The organism is Ruminococcus sp. J1101004sp1_RTP21198st1_B9_RTP21198_201120, from assembly GCF_040924245.1.
Lineage (GTDB): Bacteria > Bacillota > Clostridia > Lachnospirales > Lachnospiraceae > Blautia_A > Blautia_A faecis.
Window position 1 is genome coordinate 13892 of sequence record NZ_JBCOMI010000001.1, and the last position, 19664, is coordinate 33555.

The following is a 19664-nucleotide window of genomic DNA, read 5'->3' on the forward strand; positions in this document are numbered from 1 at the left end:
AATAAAGTCGTTAGAGTAAAAATAATAAAATACAAGAAGTGAGTGGTATATGGTATGAAATCAAGTAAAGGTTTATATTCATCGTGTTTTCCAGAATATGCTTTAAGTGATTGTGATTTGAAAAAATTACAGAATTCTCTTTTAACAATGTTAGTCGATGTTTGTAAAGTATTTGATAAATATAATATAGATTATATGTTATCTGGAGGAACTCTATTAGGTGCCATTAGGCATAAAGGATTTATTCCATGGGATGATGATGTTGATATAATGATGACTCGAAAACAGTATGAAAAGTTTCTTGAGCATGTTGCTGAATTGGATAAAAAATATATTTTAGTACAACCTTTGACGGACAAATATTTTTGTAAAAATCCTAAGATATTTAAAGTTAATACTCAATATATTGAAATATCAAATGCAGGAGTGGAGAGCTTTTCTATGCTGTTTATTGATGTTTTTATTATTGAAAATATGCCTGTATCAAGACTTAAGAGGAAGATCCTAGGAAAAATTTATGACTTTTCCTATAAAGGTGCAAGTGTTTGTGTGGATTATTTGTATCCATCACCACCAATTTTACAAAAGTCAAAAGAGAACATAGAATTGAGAAAGTATTATAAATTGAGAAGAAGAATTGGTTTTCTTTTTTGTCATTTAGGTGGTTTGAAATTTTATCTTAAATTAGTGGATAAAATAGCTAATAAAAGTAAAGAAACTGGTTTCTATGGTGTTCCGTCTGCAATTAGCTATGAAAGAGAAGTATTTGAAAAAGAAATGTTTGAAGATATTATTAAAGTTGATTTTTGCGGTTACCGTTTTAAAGCACCAGCAAATTATGATCATTATTTAAAAAATTTATATGGAGATTACATGGAGATTCCACCTTTAGAAAAGAGAGAATTACATGTAGCTTATAAAATAACTTTTTGATATACGGAGGATAAGCAAATGGCAAATATTGCATTACTAATTGCTGGAGGATCTGGCAATCGAATGGGACAAAGTATACCTAAACAATTTCTTACGGTGAATGAGCGACCGGTTATTGTATATACTCTAGAAGCATTTCAGCGACACCCAGAAATTGATTCAATAGCAGTGGTTTGCATTGATGGATGGCAGTCGGTATTGCAGGCATATGCAAACCAGTTTAATATTACAAAATTACAATATATAGTTTCTGGTGGGAAAAATGGGCAGGATTCTATTCGTAATGGGGTGTATGAATTGGAGCGGCATTTTAAATCCGATGATATAGTATTAATTCATGATGCTATTCGTCCAATGATTTCTGCGGATATTATTTCAGACTGCATAAGGATTACAAAAGAAAAAGGAAATGCAACTACAGTTATTCCTTGCGCTGAGGCTATGTTAAAAACTGAAAATGGAGAGAACTCAACAGGCAGTTACCCTAGAGATTTTTTGAAAAGAACGCAAACACCGCAGGGGTTCCATGTAGGGGATATTTGTGACTTGCATAGAAGGGCTCTCGCCGCTGGAATAACAAATTCTGTTGCTTCTTGCACTTTAATGATTGAGCTAGGAGAAAAGGTGTATTTTTCTGTTGGATCTGAAAAAAATATTAAATTGACTACAGTTGAAGATATAGATATTTTTAAGGCCCTTCTTATAGCAAAAAGATCCGACTGGTTAAAATAGAGGTGAAGGAATGGCATTACAAGATAGTATTACATATTTAAATGACTTAGATCTCGCAATACAGCATACGGTTGGAATTGAACAACTTAAAGGGACTACAATTTTGGTTACAGGGGCAACTGGGACAATAGGCTCATTTGTTGCAGATATGTTGTTAAGATATAATCAAACAAATAATGCTTGCATTACTGTGTGTGTAGCAGGGAGAAATCTTGAAAAAATGCACAAACGATATGAAAGCTGGAAAGATAATAATCTTAAAATTTTTAAATATGATGTGCTAAAAGCTATTATATTTGATTATGAAGTGGATTATGTAATACATGCTGCTGGAAATGCGCATCCACTTGCATTTAATAGTGATCCTGTTGGAACAATTATAGGTAACATTGAAGGAACCTATAATTTACTTGAGTATACTAAGGCGCATGGTGGAAAGAGATTTTTATTTGTTTCATCTGGGGAAGTGTATGGAAATGGAGATTTATCTCTTGATGAATTTAAAGAGGAGTATTTAGGAGCCATAGATATTACTTCGCCAAGATCGTGTTATCCGCAAAGTAAACGAGCTGTTGAAAATTTGTGTGCATCGTACAGTAGTCAGTATGAACTTGAAACCGTTGTTGTAAGACCGTGTCATACTTATGGTCCTGGGATTACGGAAACCGATAGTCGGGCAAATGCTCAATTTATAAGGAATGCATTAAATAATGAAGATATAATAATGAAAAGTGCTGGTAATCAATTAAGAAGTTATAATTATATTGCAGATTGTGCATCTGGACTTATAACGGTTCTTATTAATGGAAAATCAGGAGCACCGTACAATATTGCAAATCCAAATGTGCGTATTACTATTGCTAAATTAGCAGAAATTATAGCCAAGGCAGTAAATAAAAAAGTGATTTTTGCTGATCCGTCAGTATTAGATATCGCAAATAGGACGCCTATTGCCAAACAAGTTTTAAGTAGTAAAAAATTAGAAAATCTTGGATGGGTTCCGATGTTTAATGCGAATGAAGGTGTTGAACATACAATAAAAATATTAAAAGAATGTGAATAACAATTATTAGACGTAATTGATAGTCGTCCCTATACAGGCAATATGAATTTTCTAAAAGCTTTTCAGTGTATTAAATAATTTTTATATTTTTCCCAAAAAGGACACAGTATGCTATCATATATATCGTAAGAGTTTTAAACCTACATAAACTTTTCTGAAAAACAAATCGTAGAAGGTGATAAAATCCATGGGAAGAAAGGATGTCATCATAAAAGAGTTGATAGAGGAGATGATTGGAATGAAGATAGAAAAGGAAGCCGAGGAAGAAAAGGTGAAGATTCGTGAAACACTTTAGGGTATCGAGGAAAGGGGAAGAATCGTTGGGTTAGCGGAATGAAAAAGGGTTTAGAACAGGAATAAAAATTTACCAAATTCCTGCTAAGAGACAACCGTATTGATGACCTAAAGCGAATGCCTGATGATTCGGATTTTCGCCAGAAAGTTTTGAAAGAGTATGAAATCAATTAAAATGTTATAGAGGAGAAAATATTCTATGTGTGGTATCGTATCCTACACCGGCCATTCCCAGGCCGCGCCCATCCTTCTTGATGGTTTATCGAAACTGGAATATCGTGGCTATGACTCAGCCGGTCTTGCCGTTCGTGACGGGGAGAATAAGACGAAAATTGTAAAGGCGAAAGGCCGCCTGAAAGCGTTGGCGGAGAAAACTGACCATGGCCATGCCCTGGCTGGTACCTGTGGAATCGGTCACACCCGCTGGGCCACCCACGGGGAACCTTCTGAGACCAATGCCCATCCACATACCTCTGATGATGGAAATGTGGTTGGTGTTCACAATGGTATTATTGAGAATTACCAGGAACTGAAGAATAAGCTTCTTCGTAAGGGTTATGAGTTCTATTCTTCCACAGATACCGAAGTGGCAGTGAAGCTCATTGATTACTATTACAAGAAATACGAGCATACTCCGGTGGATGCCATCAACCATGCCATGGTCCGTATCCGCGGTTCCTATGCCCTGGCGATCATGTTCCAGGATTATCCGGGAGAGATTTACGTTGCCCGTAAGGACAGTCCTATGATCATCGGCGTGGAGAACGGAGACTGCTATGTGGCTTCTGATGTTCCGGCGATTCTGAAATATACCCGCAATGTTTATTACATTGGAAATCTGGAGATGGCACGTCTGGCAAATGGAACCGTTACCTTTTATAATCTGGATGGAGATGAGATTGAGAAAAAGCCAACGCAGATCAAATGGGATGCAGAAGCAGCTGAAAAAGCAGGCTACGAGCATTTCATGCTGAAGGAGATCCATGAGCAGCCAAAAGCCGTTCAGGATACGTTGAATTCCGTATTAAAGGATGGTGCTATCGACCTGTCTTCTGTGGGACTTACTGAAGAAGAGCTTCAGTCTTTTTCCCAGATATATATTGTGGCATGTGGTTCTGCTTATCATGTAGGCGTGGCATGTCAGTATGTGCTGGAGGATCTGGCGCAGCTGCCGGTACGTGTGGATCTGGCATCTGAGTTCCGTTACCGCAGCATGCCTCTGGATCCCAACGGTCTGGTGATCGTGATCAGCCAGTCCGGCGAGACTGCAGACAGCCTTGCAGCTCTCCGTCTTGCGAAAAAGAAGGGGCTGAAAACCCTTGGAATTGTCAATGTGGTGGGAAGCTCCATTGCCCGGGAGGCAGATAATGTATTTTATACCCTTGCCGGTCCGGAGATCGCAGTTGCCACAACGAAAGCCTACAGCACTCAGCTGATCGCCGGCTATTGTCTTGCCGTTCAGTTTGCGCTGGTGCGCGGATGTATTTCCCAGGGGCGCTATCAGGATCTTATCTCCCAGCTTCAGTGTCTTCCTGAGCAAATCCAGAAGATCCTGGACGACAAGGAACGGATCCAGTGGTTTGCTGCCAAACAGGCCAATGCCAGGGATGTGTTTTTCATCGGACGTGGACTTGATTATGCCATCAGCCTGGAAGGCAGCCTGAAAATGAAAGAGATCAGTTACATCCATTCTGAAGCTTACGCAGCAGGAGAGCTGAAGCATGGCACCATCAGTCTCATTGAGGACGGCACTCTTGTGATCGGCGTGCTCACCCAGTCTGAGCTTTATGAGAAAACCATTTCCAATATGGTAGAGTGCAAAAGCCGCGGAGCTTATCTCATGGGGCTGACGACCTATGGAAATTATAATATTGAAGATACTGCTTCCTTTACCGTTTATGTTCCAAAGACAGAGGAGTGCTTTGCCACAAGCCTTGCGGTGATTCCGTTACAGCTTATGGGATATTACGTCAGCGTGGCAAAGGGACTTGACGTGGATAAGCCGAGAAATCTGGCAAAGAGCGTTACAGTAGAGTAAATTTGCAGCAGTCTTATGAGTGCGGTGAGCAGAAACGGCAGATGTTTTTCGGGGGAAAAACAACAGGATGAGGTTATAAAAATGGGAAAATATTTTGGTACAGATGGCTTCCGCGGAGAGGCAAACGAAAACCTGACAGCAGATCATGCATATAAAGTAGGCCGTTTTCTCGGCTGGTATTACGGAGAACTGAAACGTCAGAACGGTGATGACACTCCGGCACGTATCATAATAGGAAAGGATACCCGCCGTTCCAGCTATATGTTCGAGTATACACTGGTTGGCGGACTGGTGGCTTCCGGTGCGGATGCATATCTTCTCCATGTCACGACCACACCTTCTGTGGCTTATGTGGCAAGAGTGGATGAATTTGACTGCGGTATTATGATTTCCGCAAGCCATAATCCATATTTCGACAATGGAATCAAGCTGATTAACGGAAACGGGGAGAAGATGGACGAGGAGACCATTTCCCTTGTGGAAGCCTATCTGGATGGAAGTCTGGAAGTTTTCGGACAAAAATGGGAGGAGATTCCTTTTGCAAAGAAGGAAAAAATCGGCTGTACAGTAGACTATGTTTCCGGAAGAAACCGTTACATAGGGTATCTGATCTCTCTGGGTGTCTATTCCTTCCGCGGCGTGAAGGTGGCGCTGGACTGTGCCAACGGAAGCTCCTGGAACATTGCCAAGGCTGTTTTTGACGCTCTCGGTGCCAAAACCTACGTGATCAATGCCCAGCCGGATGGCACCAACATCAACAACAATGCCGGTTCTACCCATATCGGGGGACTGCAGAAATACGTGGTGGAGAACGGAATGGACGTTGGTTTTGCCTATGACGGCGATGCAGACCGCTGTCTCTGCGTGGACGAGAAGGGCAATGTGATTACTGGCGACCACATTCTCTACATCTACGGAAAGTACATGAAAGAGCGCGGCAAGCTGCTGACTAACACCGTTGTCACCACCGTCATGTCCAACTTCGGTCTGTACAAGGCCTTTGATGAGCTTGGAATCGACTACGCGAAAACAGCCGTGGGAGACAAATATGTATATGAGTACATGATGAAAAACGGCTGCCGTATCGGCGGTGAGCAGAGCGGACATATTATTTTCAGCAAATACGCCAGCACTGGGGACGGAATCCTTACCAGTCTGAAGATTATGGAAGTTATGATGGCTAGAAAGAAAAAGCTCAGCGAACTTTCAGAAGGCTTCACCGTTTATCCCCAGGTGCTCACCAATGTGAGAGTGACCGACAAGAAGGCAGCGCAAGATGACGCAGATGTGCAGGCAGCTGTGAAGAAGGTTACTGAGGAACTGGGCGATACCGGAAGAATTCTCGTCCGTGAGTCCGGAACAGAGCCGGTTGTACGTGTTATGGTGGAAGCGGAGAGTGAAGAAATCTGCCAGAAGTATGTGGATATGGTTGTGAATGTAATTAAAGAAAATGGGTATGTGGCCGGATAAGGGCTGGATGCCGTGGATGTTGCCGCCTGGCGTGTGCCGGGCGGTGGTGGTGTGTATAAGATAAGTTATAATATAATAATTTCGTATAGAATATTTAGCGATTAAATTGTTATAAGTTTGCAGCATCTGAATGTCGAGTAAAAACAAAATCTACTTGACATTCGATCTATGTCTGTTTATTATTTAAATAAAATAATTAGAAGGAGCAGGAGTGATGAATAGTAGAGAGCGGATAGAATTGTTTCTTTGCAATATTAAAGAGAATACTGTAATTGAAGCAAGCCGTATATATACTTTCTTGGCAGATGACATGACAGAAGCAGCATTTTATAAAACACTTGAACGCTTCTGCCAAAGTGGTTCACTTGTCCATTTGACTAAAGGGTTATATTATAAGCCGAAGAAATCCAGATTTGGAATTGTTCCGATCAGAGAGCAGGATATTGTTACTCATTACATTGGGAATCAGAAGGGATTGGTTGTAGGCTATAAACTGTATAACGAGAAAGGACTTACTACACAAATAAGTAAGCAGACGGAAGTTTTTTCAAATCATGTGCCAGGGAAAAGGAAAACAATTCAGAATGTGGTTGTAAAAAATATCTCTTGTGATCTGAATGAAGAGCGCGTAGCAGTAATTGAAACTCTGGAGATTCTTCAAAATTATTCTAAGATAGAAGATGTAAACAAAAAAGCGCTGATTACTTATATGGAGAAGTTTGCACAGTCTTATTCTGATAAAGCTGCGGTCTATGTCCTGGAGCATATGAAATATAAAAAGGCAACAATTGCTTTTTTGGAATCCTTTTTGGAGTATCTAAATGTTAATAACTCATTAAAACAATTTTTATCATCAATGTCTGTTTATGCAATTCCAACCATGGAGGAAATATATGAGACTGCATGAGAATGAAGAGGATTTTCGAGATCTTTGTAGTATAACAGCTGGATATATTGGCATTCCAGAAGACGCCGTTAGAAGAGATTATTACATTGTGAGTATGCGATCAAGCTGATCAACGGAAACGGGAAGAAAATGGATGAGGAGACCATTTCTCTTGCAACACTGCGGGCTTATTTGTGGTATGCGGCTAATATGGATATTTTTCTTCAGTCGATAGCGTTATCTGCATCTCATGTACCCTTTATAAAGGAAGCAAAAAAAGAAAAACAGATCATTCAGGATAAAGATATGAAAGCCCTGCTTGCAGTTCCCCCAGATACGCAAAAAGGAAACCGTGATCAGAACAAAAGGGGTCTGTCCCCATAAATGCAGAGTGAAATTCCTAAAAGTTTTCTAAAAAACTTATTAAATAAATTTCATACTTTTCCAATATATTTTCCTTCCAGAAAAGGAAACAGTATGCTATCCTATATACATCATAAGAGTTTCAAACCTACATAAGCTCTTCTGAAAAACAAATCATAGAAGGTGGTGAAATCCATGGGAAGAAAGGATATCATCACAAAAGAGTACATGGAGGACACAGAAGTTTTTGCGGACGTGTTCAACCATATGATTTACAAAGGAGAAAAGGTCATTGACCCTAAGAATTTGAAGGAACTGGATACGGCGAATGTAATTATTCCATATGGAGCTGACGGGGCGGAGGTGCCATATCAGAAATACAGAGATGTGTTTAAAATCCTGTGTGCTATGGAAGATGAAAATGCGGTGTATCTGCTTCTGGGAGTGGAGAACCAGTCCAATGTTCATTATGCAATGCCAGTGAAAAATATGGTTTACGATTCGCTGGAATATGCAGCGCAGGTGCAGAAAGTAGAGGCTTCTCATAAAAAAGCGCGGAAGGAGAAAGATCCTAAAGAGAAGAAACCAGATTCCGCAGAGTTTCTTTCAGGCTTTTACAGAGAAGACAGGCTGCTTCCAATTATAACAGTAGTAGTGTATTTCGGGGCTGATAGTTGGGATGCACCCAGGTCGCTGCATGAGATGTTAATTGTACAGGACGAAAGCATATTGTCATTGGTTCCTGACTATCGGATTAATCTGATTGCACCAGGGGAGATGAGTGAAGAGGAGTTGGAGCTTTTTACTTCTAATTTTCGTGAGGTAATGCAGTTTATTAAGTATTCAAAAGATACGGAGAAGCTGAGCCAGCTTGTGGAGGAGAATACTGCATTTGAAACTATGGACAGGAAGGCTGTTCGTGTAATGGAGGAGATGACTGGAATGAAGATTGAAAAAGAAGTTGAGGAAGAAAAGGTGAATGTTTGTAAAGCGATTCAAGGGATTGAGGAAAAGGGGCGAATCGCTGGATTGGCAGAGGGACGTGCTGCTGGGCTGGCGGAAGGAAAAGAGGCTTTGGAGCGTGAACAGAAACTTACCAAATTCCTGTTGTGCGATAACCGCATCGACGACCTAAAGCGTGCCCTTGACGATTCTGCTTTTCGCCAGAAACTTTTGGAAGAGTATGGAATTGATTAAAAAGATATAAAAACGAGACGTATACGCTAATGGTTTAAAAGCACATATTTTATAGATTTTTTTGCAGTTCCATGGTATCATTATTTCAAGCAAAAGCAATTGATACTGTGGAACTTTTTATCAGGAGTGTGTGTAATATGGGAAGTTATCTGAATCCTGGAAGTGCTTCTTTTCGCAATAGTCTGAGGTCCAAGATTTATGTGGATAAGAGTGAATTGATAGCCAGAACAAATGAATTGATCTGTACAGAGCAGAGATATGTATGTGTCAGCCGCCCGAGACGATTTGGAAAGTCTATGGCGGCTAATATGCTTGCTTCATATTATGAGAAAGAAGAAAATAGCGATGATTTGTTTGGCGGTTTGCGGATCAGCAGAGCAATCACATATAGAGACCATTTAAACCAATATGATGTTATCAAAATCAATATGCAGGAATTCCTGAGCGTTACCAACAGTGTAGATGAGATGCTGGGACGATTGAAGCGGTATTTACTGTTTGATTTGTTAGATGCTTATGGAAATCTGCACTTTCGGGATTCTGAAGATTTGATACAGGTGATGAAGGATATTTTTGCAAAAACAAAATGCCCTTTTGTGATTTTGATCGATGAGTGGGATTGTCTTTTCCGGGAATACAAGAAGGATAGAGAGGCACAGAAGAAGTATCTTGATTTTTTGAGAGTGTGGCTGAAGGATCAGGATTATGTTGCGCTGGCATATATGACAGGAATTTTGCCCATAAAAAAATATGGTTCTCATTCCGCTTTGAATATGTTCACAGAGTATTCTATGACAAATCCCCGTGAGATGGCTGAATTCTTTGGTTTTACAGAAGATGAAGTAAAAATGTTGTGTGCCCGGTACAAGAGAAGCTTTGAGGAAACAAAGGCCTGGTATGATGGCTACGAACTGATAACAGTAGAAGAGAATCAGAAAAAGATTTATTCCATGTATAGCCCGAAATCTGTAGTGGATGCAATGCTCAGTGGGGTGTTTGATAATTACTGGAATCAGACAGAAACCTATGAAGCACTTAAAACTTATATTAGATTGAATTATGATGGCCTAAAAGATTCTGTCATAAAAATGCTTGGAGGCGATAAGGTACAGATTAACACGGGAACTTTTTCGAATGATATGGCGACTTTTCAGGGAAAAGATGATGTATTGACCCTTCTGGTCCACCTTGGCTATTTGAGCTATCATTGGCCGGATAAAACTGTCTATATTCCCAATAAAGAAGTATCTCAGGAATATATAAATGCAATCAGCACTATGGAGTGGCCTGAGGTTATTGACTCTGTAGAAAATTCTAGAAAGCTGCTGGAAGCTTTGTGGAGAATGGACAGTGATACAGTGGCAAAGGGAATCGATAAAGTGCATCAGGAAGTATCTATCTTACAGTATAATGATGAGAATTCTTTGAGCTGTACGATCAATCTGGCATTTTATTTTGCAAGAGAGTACTATACAGTTATTCGAGAACTGCCAAGCGGGAAAGGGTTTGCAGATATTTGCTTTCTTCCCAGAAAGCTTCATCTGGACAAACCTGCAGCCATAATTGAACTTAAATGGAATAAAAATGCTTCCGGAGCAATTGCCCAGATTAAGAGACAGCAGTATAGTGAGGTGCTAAAAGATTATCATGGGGATTTGCTGCTGGCAGGTATTAATTACGATAAGAAGACGAAACTGCATGAGTGTGTGATTGAGAAATTTCAGAAATATTAAAATTCCTGGATTTACAGTATTTTATCATTATCGGAGTTAGAGGATTTCAAGTAAACATAGCGAGGAGAAACTATGATGAAAAATACATTTAATGCTATGCTGAAAAATAGACCCAAAGGTCAAAAAGTGAATGAAATATATCTTTTCAGATTAATGGCAAGGTATCTCAATCAGACGGCGATAAAGTGCACATTTGTGAAACAGATTCATGCTCAATATTATGTGAGTTATAATTCAAATATTTTACATGGACAGTCTAAAAGAGTTGAATTAGGGGATTTACAAATTTTTACATATGATAGAAGTAAAAAAGAATTAAGAATTTGCACATTGCAGGCTAAATATGAAAAGAATATTTTTCGACATCATCCGAGTATTGTATTAAATGTATTTCAATGGGAATTATTAAAAGATAGACCTCTCGTACAGGCTATTTCTAAAAAATATCCTGTTCCTTCTAATATACTTAATTTTAATTTTGCTTATAAAAGTATAAGTGCGTACGGAATATTTTTTTTAGAGAATGCAATTGGCAATGTGGATTTTCTATATACAATTCCAGAGTTTTTAAGTAGTAAGAGACCGCTTATAAACTTATCTCGGAGAAGGAATAAAAGAACTTTTCAATTTAATTGTCCCCGAAAGTATGGTAACGGAAATGAAAAGCATGTTTCTGGTAACATGAATATGTTTGAAAAAGATCTGTTGCAATGTAAAATAGGAGCTCCGGTTATAAAGAAAGATGATTTGAAACTAATAATAACACTCTTGAAATACATGAATGTTCAGGTAAAGAAAGAAAACGATGAACAAAATGCAATTGATCTTATACTGGCGGAATATAAGGATATTTCTGACGATATAGTTATTGATGATACTGTAGACATAGGGTGGTCGCCAGCTATGGTTGTTGTAACGGATTCATTACTATATACCTCACAAGTATTCCAAAGATATGGAGAAATTGAGCCATATCGACGACCTAAAGTGCGCTCTTGACGATTTTGCCTTTCATCAAAAAACTTCGAAGAGTACGAAATCAATTAATTACTTTGCTACCGCCCAGTACTCGTTGGGCGGTAGTGGCGTATATAGAGAATTTTGTTTTTTTTCTATTTATACTGGACTTTATTTGGAAGCGGCTGCTTATTTGTAGCGATGCGTGGGCAGAAAATATCCCTGGCGGGGAGTATGATTTGGTAAAATTACCACTGCCCGGCTCTTGTGGGCGAGTTTCGTTTTTCTATTCCGAAGCGCTTTAAGGACAGGGTAATTACACCAATCCATGGAGTTGAAATGTATAGTTGCATGCAGTACCTGCACAGTATATCTGGAATGTGACAAATACAGAGCAAAAAATCTCGAAATTTTTAGATAAAAACAGACAGATAAAACTTGTGAAGCTCCTGTTTCCGTGCTATTATGAGAATAGAAATTTGAAGCAGCAAACAGCTGTGGAAATAAAGAAAAGATGTGAGAGAAAATGATGGAAACAATACAGGACGTACTTCAGCTGATTTTACAGGCCGATGATATCAAATATGTAAAAAATAGCGGTATATTAAATTATGGACTGGATTTGAAACAGGTGGTGGAACGTGAAATTGAATTGTCTGTTTGCAAGGGTGATAAGGAAATATTGCTTGCGATGAATTATGACATAGAGCAATGCTCTGTTCAATTTCAGATTGTAGACTGCACGGAGGAAGAGGAGAAGAAGATTATAGATCTGGATTTTGCTTTAAACGGTGCCGAAACTGCGGTGGATTTTACACAAGCGCTTAATTTATATTTGTTGAGTATCGGCTATATTGACGAAGACAACCTGGAAGAGTATCGCCAGAAGGTCAGCCGCCTGAGCTGAGAATAATATGTGAGGCGAAAATCAGTAACAATAAAAAAACAGCTCCCTGCGTGGTCAGAGAGCTGTTTTTTATTATACACCAGAATTATTTAACTGTAACGGTGATGTATTTGTTTACTGTCTTGTAGTTTTTAGCTTTAACAGTAACTTTTACCTGATAGGTACCTTTCTTGGTTCCCTTAGCAACTACGATCTTACCGTTTTTGTTAACTTTGATCTTGGAGTTGTTTGTTGTGTAAGAAACTTTACCAGTTTTCTTAGTTACTTTGATAGCTTTCTTAAGAGTCTTGCTGCTCTTCTTAACTGCAGAAGCCTTTACAGTATATTTATCAGCAGACTTTAAGGTTACCTTCTGAGTTTTAGCTTTGATCTTGTAAGTAAGAGTCTGTGTATATCCGGCATATTTTCCTTTACCGATGATGGTAACTTTGTATGTTCCGGCATTCTTACATGTTTTAACTTTTACTGTGTAGTATTTAGCTTTGATTGTTTTTCCAGCTTCATTCTTAACTACAACCTTTGGCTGCTGTTTCTTACCAGTGTAAGTTACAGTTTTCTTGGTAAGAGAAGCATTGAAAGATGTTTTTACAGGTGAATCTGCTGCAAAAACAGTAGTGCTGATGAGAAGCATCATTACTGCAGCCAGGATAGTCACAGCTACTTTTTTGAATGATTTCATTGGTAACACCCTCTATTTCTTAATTTAATGTATTTAATAAACGGTCTCCCCACGCAGACCCGTTTATCCGGAAGTTGGATTACTGTGAATAAAGTTCACAGCCGGTAAAAATAGTACAAACGGTTATTTTCCGGTAGAATTCTTATCTGCAGCAGCGGAGTCAGAGCTGTTTTTTTTATCCTTAGGCTCATAACCATAGCCGTATCCATAACCATAACCGTATTTTCCATAGCCATACTTGCCATAAGCACGTCCCTTTACATCGGCACGGTTCAGAACTGTACCGAGGAGCTTGCAGCCAGACTGCTGGATCTCATAAAGAGACTGCTTGATCAGAGTACGCGGTGTGGTACCAGCACGTACAACCAGAACTGCGCCGTCGCACAGAGAAGCGATAAGCGCTCCATCTGATACACTGCCAAGCGGCGGGGAATCTATAATAACAAAACGATAATTCTCTGAAAGGGTATTCAGAAGCTCTTTGAAACGAACATCTTCCAGAAGAGCGGAAGGATTCTCAAGGAGCTGTGTACACGGAACCATATAGCCGTTTGGAATATTGGTACTGTATATAACGTCCTCATATTCTGCCATACCGGAAAGATAGTGGTTCAGTCCCATAGTAGTGTCATCGTCGTAGTCCATCTGAAAACGTGTTTTCATAACGGATTTACGAAGGTCAACGTCTACCAGAACAGTAGGAAATCCTGCTTCTGCAAGCATTTTCCACAGGTAGGAGGAAATGGTACTCTTACCTTCATTAGGCTGGCAGCTGGTCAAAAGGATCTTGCGGGTATTTTTACCGCAGAATTTAATATTAATACGAAGTCGGTTCATCGCTTCGGAAACTGCATAGGGCAGCTCCGGAAGGTTTACATTAAGCTGGTTCATTATTTCGTACGACCTCTCTTTCTGCCGCGTCTGCGGTGCTGCTCCTCATCCAGATCGATTACCTGATCGCTGTCAGGGATAGTGGTAAGAGGTACCAGCCCAAAATATTTTTCCATATCATCTGCAGTATGAATGGTGTCATCCATCAGATATTTTACAATAAAGAATGCTGCACAGATGAGAAGTCCAAGCAGGGCACCGATTATGGTGAACTTGGTATAGCTTGGAGCCACTTTACTCTCAGGAAGTTTGGCAGGCTGTGCCAGATTCGGAGCAAGTGTGCTCATGGTATCCGGGAGATAATCAATGGCTTCCTCAGCCATAGTTTCAGCCAGATCCATAGCCATCTGCGGATCGGTAGAAGTAGCGGTGATCTCCAGAATACGGGTATCGCTTGGGTTGTTCAGTGAAAAAGCTTTAGCCAGTTCATCGGATGTAGAATCCAGATTCAGACGGTCAATAACACGGTTTAGTACCGGATAGCTGAGCATCAGCTGTTCATAGTCTGCAGTCAGGGAAGTACCAAGATTCAGGTCACTTAAATTGACTACAGAATCGTCTGAGGCAGATACTACGTAAAGCTTGGCTGTGGATTCATAGGTAGGTGCGATAAAGAAAAGGGAATACGCACCCAGAAGTACAGCGCCTGCAATAAGACTGATCAGCAGATAACGCCATTTGTCTAACAAGACGTTGCCTAGATCCACAAGGTCGATTTCCACCTCGTCGTTTGTGAGTTCTTCGTTCATGTCGGGTCTCCTTAATTTTGTTTATTGTAGCTGTTTAGAATCTTCTCTTCTACGATTTATTTTCTAACAGGAAAATTATTTCTTTTCCTTATAAAAAAGCGAAAGGATCGCTTCCTGAAGGCTGTTCGGATCAGGAGTGAAAGTCTGCCAGCCATCCTCGTCGAAGTCGGCAGTTCCTTCTATGGATACTTTCTCCTCCTCTTTCTCATCGGAAAGAAGAAGGGCAAGACGGGAAAACTTCTTGGCACTGATGTTGGTAGTCATGTAGTCCTCAAGTGCATGATAAAGATCCAGCGGGAACGTCTTATCTTCACTGCATTTCGCCTGGAAAACAGGCTTGAAAGCTTCCTCGTACTGGGCCTGACGGCTCATCCGGTTCTCGTTCAGTCCGTCGGCAACGGTCTTGCGCTCACGGATGAAGCGCTCAGCGTCCTTACCGTGCAGAGTTACGGTCTGTCCCTTGATCAGTGTGTCACTGTCCGGGAAATCATCCTCGATGGTGACGGTGACACCGCCAACCATATCATTTACCACTTCAATGGCGCTCATGTTTACCATTGCAAAGCCGTCAATCTTGTGACCGCCAAGGAGCGTGGAAACTGCATCCACAGTATTCTCTGCACGGGTCTCATGATCCAGGCTCATGGCGTGTGCCAGGGAAATCTGGCATTCTGTGGTATCTATGTAAGAGCCGTCATCTGCAAGGCTCTTCACCGGAGTCATGGTGTTCCGGTCGATGGTGAGAAACTTGCAGGTGTCTGTGCTTCTGTCGCGGACAAGCACAAGCAGCACATCACACTGACCGGTGCCGTCGTATTCCTTGATCTCGGTTACCTTATCCGGAGAATCAATTCCGGCGAAAAGGTAAGTCTCAAGATTCCCTTTCGGAACATAGGTAACACCTTTATAAGTAATCTGGTCAGTATCCTGTGTGGAAGAGGATGCGCTCCGGGTCACAGCATGGCTGTTGGCAGAAGTGAGAACACCTGCAGCTGAGCCTATGCCAAGAACGCCGGCGGCAAGTCCTATGGCGAGATATTTTATTTTTTTATTTTTATTCTGTCTGGAAATTTGATTATGACGCATTGATTCCTTTCTGCAGACCGAGGTATACTTCGCAGCTGTTCACTGGTAATGCTCCCCAAAATATCTTGCAGAACATTACCAGTGAACAGTACCTGTAAACCATCACTCTGAAAATTACATATTGACAAAACTCAGAATCTGTTATTTACTTCACATTATAAAATATCATATTGTATAAATACTATATTGCTTTACCACAATATGTACTGATTTTATCACGGTTTGGTCTGGATATCAACCTGCTCTGTCATTTTTGGGCAAAATAAGGTGACGAAAAAAATCGTTTTCCTCTGGGATTTTTTGTGCTATACTTATACAACGTATAGATTTCAGAGGAAATTTACTGGAGGAAAAAATGGAAAATCGCGAACGATATAAGAGACTGATCATGTTTTTGGCGTCTGCGGTGATCATAGCTATTGAAACATTGCTTTTCGCCTATATCTGGTATAAATTTTATGCCCACAAGGAGGTCATCGGCAGACGCTTTGACAGAGGCAATCAGGTAGTCATTGGCCTGTATGTGCTGATGATATACTTCTTTTATAAAATTTACGGTGGTTTTAAGGTGGGTTATCTGCGGGTATTTGAAGTAATCTATTCCCAGATCCTGTCTGTGTGCTGCGTGAATTTTATTACCTATTTACAGTTGTGCCTGATCGGCCGCTGGCGTCTGGGAGAGCATCTGACACCTATGCTGGCTATGATGGGGATTGACCTGGTGATCGTTGTCATATGGGTGGTTGGTATGCGTTATGTGTACACCAGACTGTATCCGCCCAGACAGATGCTGATGATTTATGGCGGACGTAATCCGGGAGATTTAAGGAATAAGTTTGAGACCAGAGAGGATAAATATGCCATTAAAGAGATGGCATCCCTTTCCCTTGGCCTTGACGTGATCAAGGAGAAGATCAACGGATATAAAGCAGTTGTGATCGGGGATATCCCGTCCCACGAACGAAATCTTCTCCTGAAATACTGCTTTGAGAAGGATATCCGCTGTTATTCTATTCCGAAGCTTTCTGATATTATGCTCCGGAATGCAGACGATATTCATTTATTTGATACCACGCTTCTTCTTTCCAGAAACCTGCGTCTGACAGCAGAGCAGCTGTTTTTCAAAAGAATTGTGGATATTATATTTTCCCTGGCAGGGCTGGTGATCGCATCTCCGTTTATGATTCTGATCGCACTTGCTATTAAGCTTTATGATGGCGGTCCTGTTTTTTATAAGCAGCCGCGTCTTACGAAGGATAAGCAGATCTTTATGATCCTGAAATTCAGAAGCATGAAAATGGACTCTGAAGTGAAGGGTGCCCAGCTGGCGAAGAAAGAGGATGACAGGATCACACCGGTCGGGAAGCTTATCCGCCGGATCCATTTCGATGAGCTGCCACAGATTTTTAATATCCTGAAAGGTGATATGTCTCTGGTAGGCCCAAGACCGGAGCGGCCGGAAATTGCTGCACTGTATAGCGAGAGGATCCCTGAATTTGATTACCGCCTGAAAGTGAAGGCCGGACTTACCGGTTATGCCCAGGTTTATGGTAAATACAACACGACACCTTATGATAAGCTGAAACTGGATCTCACCTATATTGAGACCTATTCTCTGAAGCTGGATCTGAAGCTTTTGATGCTTACCTTCAAAATCCTTTTCCAGAAGGAAAATACAGAAGGGGTTGAGGCATGGCAGAAGACAGCTGGCCAGGAGAAAAACGAGGAGAATGATTAAGACTGAGACTGAGGAGGAAATTTTATGTGTGGAATTGTTGGTTATGTAGGAGATGAACAGGCGGCACCGATTTTGCTGACAGGCCTTTCCAAGCTGGAATACAGAGGCTATGATTCAGCAGGTATCGCAGTTCGAAACGAGGCAACTGATAAGATCGCAATCGTAAAGGCGAAAGGGCGTCTGAAAACTTTGATCGAGAAGACAGACGGCGGTTCAGCCGTACCGGGTACCTGCGGTATCGGTCATACCCGCTGGGCGACTCATGGAGAGCCTTCTGAGACAAATGCCCATCCTCATTGTACAGATGATAAGTCCGTAGTACTTGTTCATAATGGAATTATCGAGAATTATCAGGAGCTGAAGGCGAAGCTTTTTCGTTCCGGTTATACGTTCTATTCACAGACAGATACAGAAGTGGCTGTGAAGCTGGTAGATTACTACTATAAGAAAACCGGAACTCCGTTGGAAGCAATCTCCAGAGCAATGCTCCGTATCCGCGGTTCTTATGCATTTGGTGTTATTTTCAAGGACTATCCGGGCAAACTGTTTGCAGCCCGCAAGGACAGTCCGCTGATCATTGGAAAGAGCGAGAACGGAAGCCTTATCGCTTCTGATGTTCCTGCGATCCTGGATCAGACCAGAAGAGTTTATTATATCGGCAATCTTGAAATTGCGGAGCTTTCCCGTGATGAGATCCATTTCTACAATATCGACCGTGAAGAGATTGAGAAAGACGTTGTGGAGATCCAGTGGGATGCAGCTGCTGCTGAGAAGGGCGGCTATGAGCACTTTATGCTGAAAGAGATCCATGAGCAGCCGAAGGCTGTTCAGGACACCATTGGCGCTTATGTAAAAGAGGGACACATTGATTTTTCTGAGACAGGGCTTACAGATGAGAAGCTGGCTTCTCTTAAGAGAATCTATATCATCGCCTGCGGTTCTGCTTACCATGTTGGTATGGTTGGCAAATATGTGATCGAATCCATGGCGAAGATCCCGGTTGAGGTGGATGTGGCTTCTGAGTTCCGTTACCGTGATCCGATCCTTGTGGAGGATTCCATGGTGGTTATTATTTCCCAGTCTGGAGAGACTGCAGACAGCCTGGCTGCCCTTCGTCTTGCCAAGGATAGAAATGTTCCGGTACTTAGTGTAGTCAATGTTGTAGGCTCCAGCATTGCAAGAGAGAGCGATTATACGTTATATACTTATGCAGGACCTGAGATTTCTGTTGCCACCACCAAGGCTTACAGCACCCAGCTGATCGTCATGTATCTGCTGGCTATCCAGAGTGCTTTTGTCCAGGGAAAGCTTGAGGAGGGAAAAGTGACCCGTCTGCTTGCTGAGATGGAGACCCTGCCGGACAAGATCAGCCGTGTTCTGGATGATAAAGAGCGTATCCAGTGGTTTGCAAGCAAGTATGCAAATGCCCATGATATTTTCTTCATCGGACGCGGAATTGACTATGCTATCAGCATGGAAGGAAGCCTGAAGATGAAGGAGATCAGTTACATTCATTCTGAGGCTTACGCAGCAGGGGAGCTGAAGCACGGAACAATCAGCCTTGTAGAGGATGGTACTCTGGTGATCGGTGTGATGACCCAGAAGGATCTTTTTGAGAAGACACTGAGCAATATGGTTGAGGTAAAGAGCCGTGGTGCTTATCTGATGGGACTGACCAGCTATGGCAATTACAGTATTGAGGATACCGCTGATTTCTCCGTATATGTTCCCAAGACGGAGAAGTATTTCACAACCAGCCTTGCAATTGTTCCGCTGCAGTTGATGGGATATTATGTCAGCGTAGCGAAGGGCCTGGATGTGGACAAGCCGAGAAACCTGGCGAAATCTGTTACTGTAGAATAATGTTATTAAATAGCTGAATTATATTTCTAAACAACAGAAAAAAGACAATATTGTTATAAACATAAACATGGCGCGGAGAAGTGGC

The 19664-nt window shown here is 41.2% G+C and carries 17 protein-coding genes; 13 read left to right on the top strand and 4 right to left on the bottom strand.

The features are described from left to right. The first annotated feature begins 54 nt into the window (after positions 1-54). The 11 genes from AB5618_RS00065 to AB5618_RS00115 all read left to right on the top strand — a co-directional run bounded on the left by AB5618_RS00065 (position 55) and on the right by AB5618_RS00115 (position 12573). Entirely contained in the window at positions 55-933 is an 879-nt protein-coding gene (locus AB5618_RS00065; protein ID WP_173736430.1) for a phosphorylcholine transferase LicD, read from the top strand. A gap of 18 nt (positions 934-951) precedes the next feature. Next, the gene (locus tag AB5618_RS00070) at positions 952-1665 is read left to right on the top strand and encodes a 2-C-methyl-D-erythritol 4-phosphate cytidylyltransferase (RefSeq protein WP_173736429.1); all 714 of its coding nucleotides are present in this window, start codon (positions 952-954) and stop codon (positions 1663-1665) included. Positions 1666-1675: 10 nt separating this feature from the next. Beyond that, the gene (locus tag AB5618_RS00075) at positions 1676-2728 is read left to right on the top strand and encodes an NAD(P)-dependent oxidoreductase (protein WP_173736428.1); all 1053 of its coding nucleotides are present in this window, start codon (positions 1676-1678) and stop codon (positions 2726-2728) included. 493 nt (positions 2729-3221) lie between these two features. After that, positions 3222-5060: a glutamine--fructose-6-phosphate transaminase (isomerizing) gene (gene glmS, locus AB5618_RS00080; protein ID WP_226815797.1), complete on the top strand. Its 1839-nt coding sequence runs from the start codon at positions 3222-3224 to the stop codon at positions 5058-5060. Between the two features lie 81 nt (positions 5061-5141). After that, on the top strand, positions 5142-6530 hold the full coding sequence (glmM, locus tag AB5618_RS00085; protein ID WP_368366416.1) for a phosphoglucosamine mutase: 1389 nt from the start codon (positions 5142-5144) through the stop codon (positions 6528-6530). Positions 6531-6744: 214 nt separating this feature from the next. Further along, entirely contained in the window at positions 6745-7437 is a 693-nt protein-coding gene (locus AB5618_RS00090; RefSeq protein ID WP_148463701.1) for a hypothetical protein, read from the top strand. 129 nt (positions 7438-7566) lie between these two features. After that, positions 7567-7800 (top strand): hypothetical protein, encoded by a 234-nt coding sequence (locus AB5618_RS00095; RefSeq protein ID WP_173736695.1) that lies wholly within the window; start codon positions 7567-7569, stop codon positions 7798-7800. Between the two features lie 174 nt (positions 7801-7974). Continuing rightward, a complete protein-coding gene (locus tag AB5618_RS00100) occupies positions 7975-8976 on the top strand; it encodes an Rpn family recombination-promoting nuclease/putative transposase (RefSeq protein WP_148463702.1) in 1002 nt (333 codons plus the stop codon). 137 nt (positions 8977-9113) lie between these two features. Continuing rightward, complete coding sequence (locus AB5618_RS00105; protein ID WP_148463703.1) at positions 9114-10709, top strand: AAA family ATPase; 1596 nt, start codon at positions 9114-9116, stop codon at positions 10707-10709. 72 nt (positions 10710-10781) lie between these two features. After that, the gene (locus tag AB5618_RS00110) at positions 10782-11708 is read left to right on the top strand and encodes a hypothetical protein (protein ID WP_148463704.1); all 927 of its coding nucleotides are present in this window, start codon (positions 10782-10784) and stop codon (positions 11706-11708) included. Between the two features lie 484 nt (positions 11709-12192). Next, positions 12193-12573, top strand: coding sequence for a hypothetical protein (locus AB5618_RS00115; protein WP_173717715.1), 381 nt, complete (start codon positions 12193-12195; stop codon positions 12571-12573). Positions 12574-12658: 85 nt separating this feature from the next. On the opposite strand, the gene AB5618_RS00120 is transcribed toward AB5618_RS00115, so the two are convergent. The 4 genes from AB5618_RS00120 to AB5618_RS00135 all read right to left on the bottom strand — a co-directional run bounded on the left by AB5618_RS00120 (position 12659) and on the right by AB5618_RS00135 (position 15978). Further along, complete coding sequence (locus tag AB5618_RS00120) at positions 12659-13252, bottom strand: hypothetical protein (protein WP_173717716.1); 594 nt, start codon at positions 13250-13252, stop codon at positions 12659-12661. A 123-nt stretch (positions 13253-13375) separates the two neighbouring features. Beyond that, positions 13376-14143 carry a CpsD/CapB family tyrosine-protein kinase gene (locus AB5618_RS00125; protein ID WP_173717717.1) on the bottom strand — a complete coding sequence of 256 codons (768 nt, stop codon included), beginning with the start codon at positions 14141-14143 and terminating at the stop codon, positions 13376-13378. After that, positions 14143-14892: a YveK family protein gene (locus tag AB5618_RS00130; RefSeq protein WP_173717718.1), complete on the bottom strand. Its 750-nt coding sequence runs from the start codon at positions 14890-14892 to the stop codon at positions 14143-14145. The genes AB5618_RS00125 and AB5618_RS00130 overlap by 1 nt, the downstream gene beginning before the upstream one ends. A gap of 75 nt (positions 14893-14967) precedes the next feature. Continuing rightward, positions 14968-15978, bottom strand: coding sequence for an LCP family protein (locus AB5618_RS00135; RefSeq protein ID WP_173717719.1), 1011 nt, complete (start codon positions 15976-15978; stop codon positions 14968-14970). A 355-nt stretch (positions 15979-16333) separates the two neighbouring features. On the opposite strand from AB5618_RS00135, the gene AB5618_RS00140 reads away from it, so the two are divergent. Beyond that, a complete protein-coding gene (locus tag AB5618_RS00140) occupies positions 16334-17716 on the top strand; it encodes an exopolysaccharide biosynthesis polyprenyl glycosylphosphotransferase (RefSeq protein WP_173717720.1) in 1383 nt (460 codons plus the stop codon). Between the two features lie 24 nt (positions 17717-17740). After that, positions 17741-19579 carry a glutamine--fructose-6-phosphate transaminase (isomerizing) gene (glmS, locus tag AB5618_RS00145; protein WP_173736258.1) on the top strand — a complete coding sequence of 613 codons (1839 nt, stop codon included), beginning with the start codon at positions 17741-17743 and terminating at the stop codon, positions 19577-19579. Positions 19580-19664: the final 85 nt, after the last annotated feature.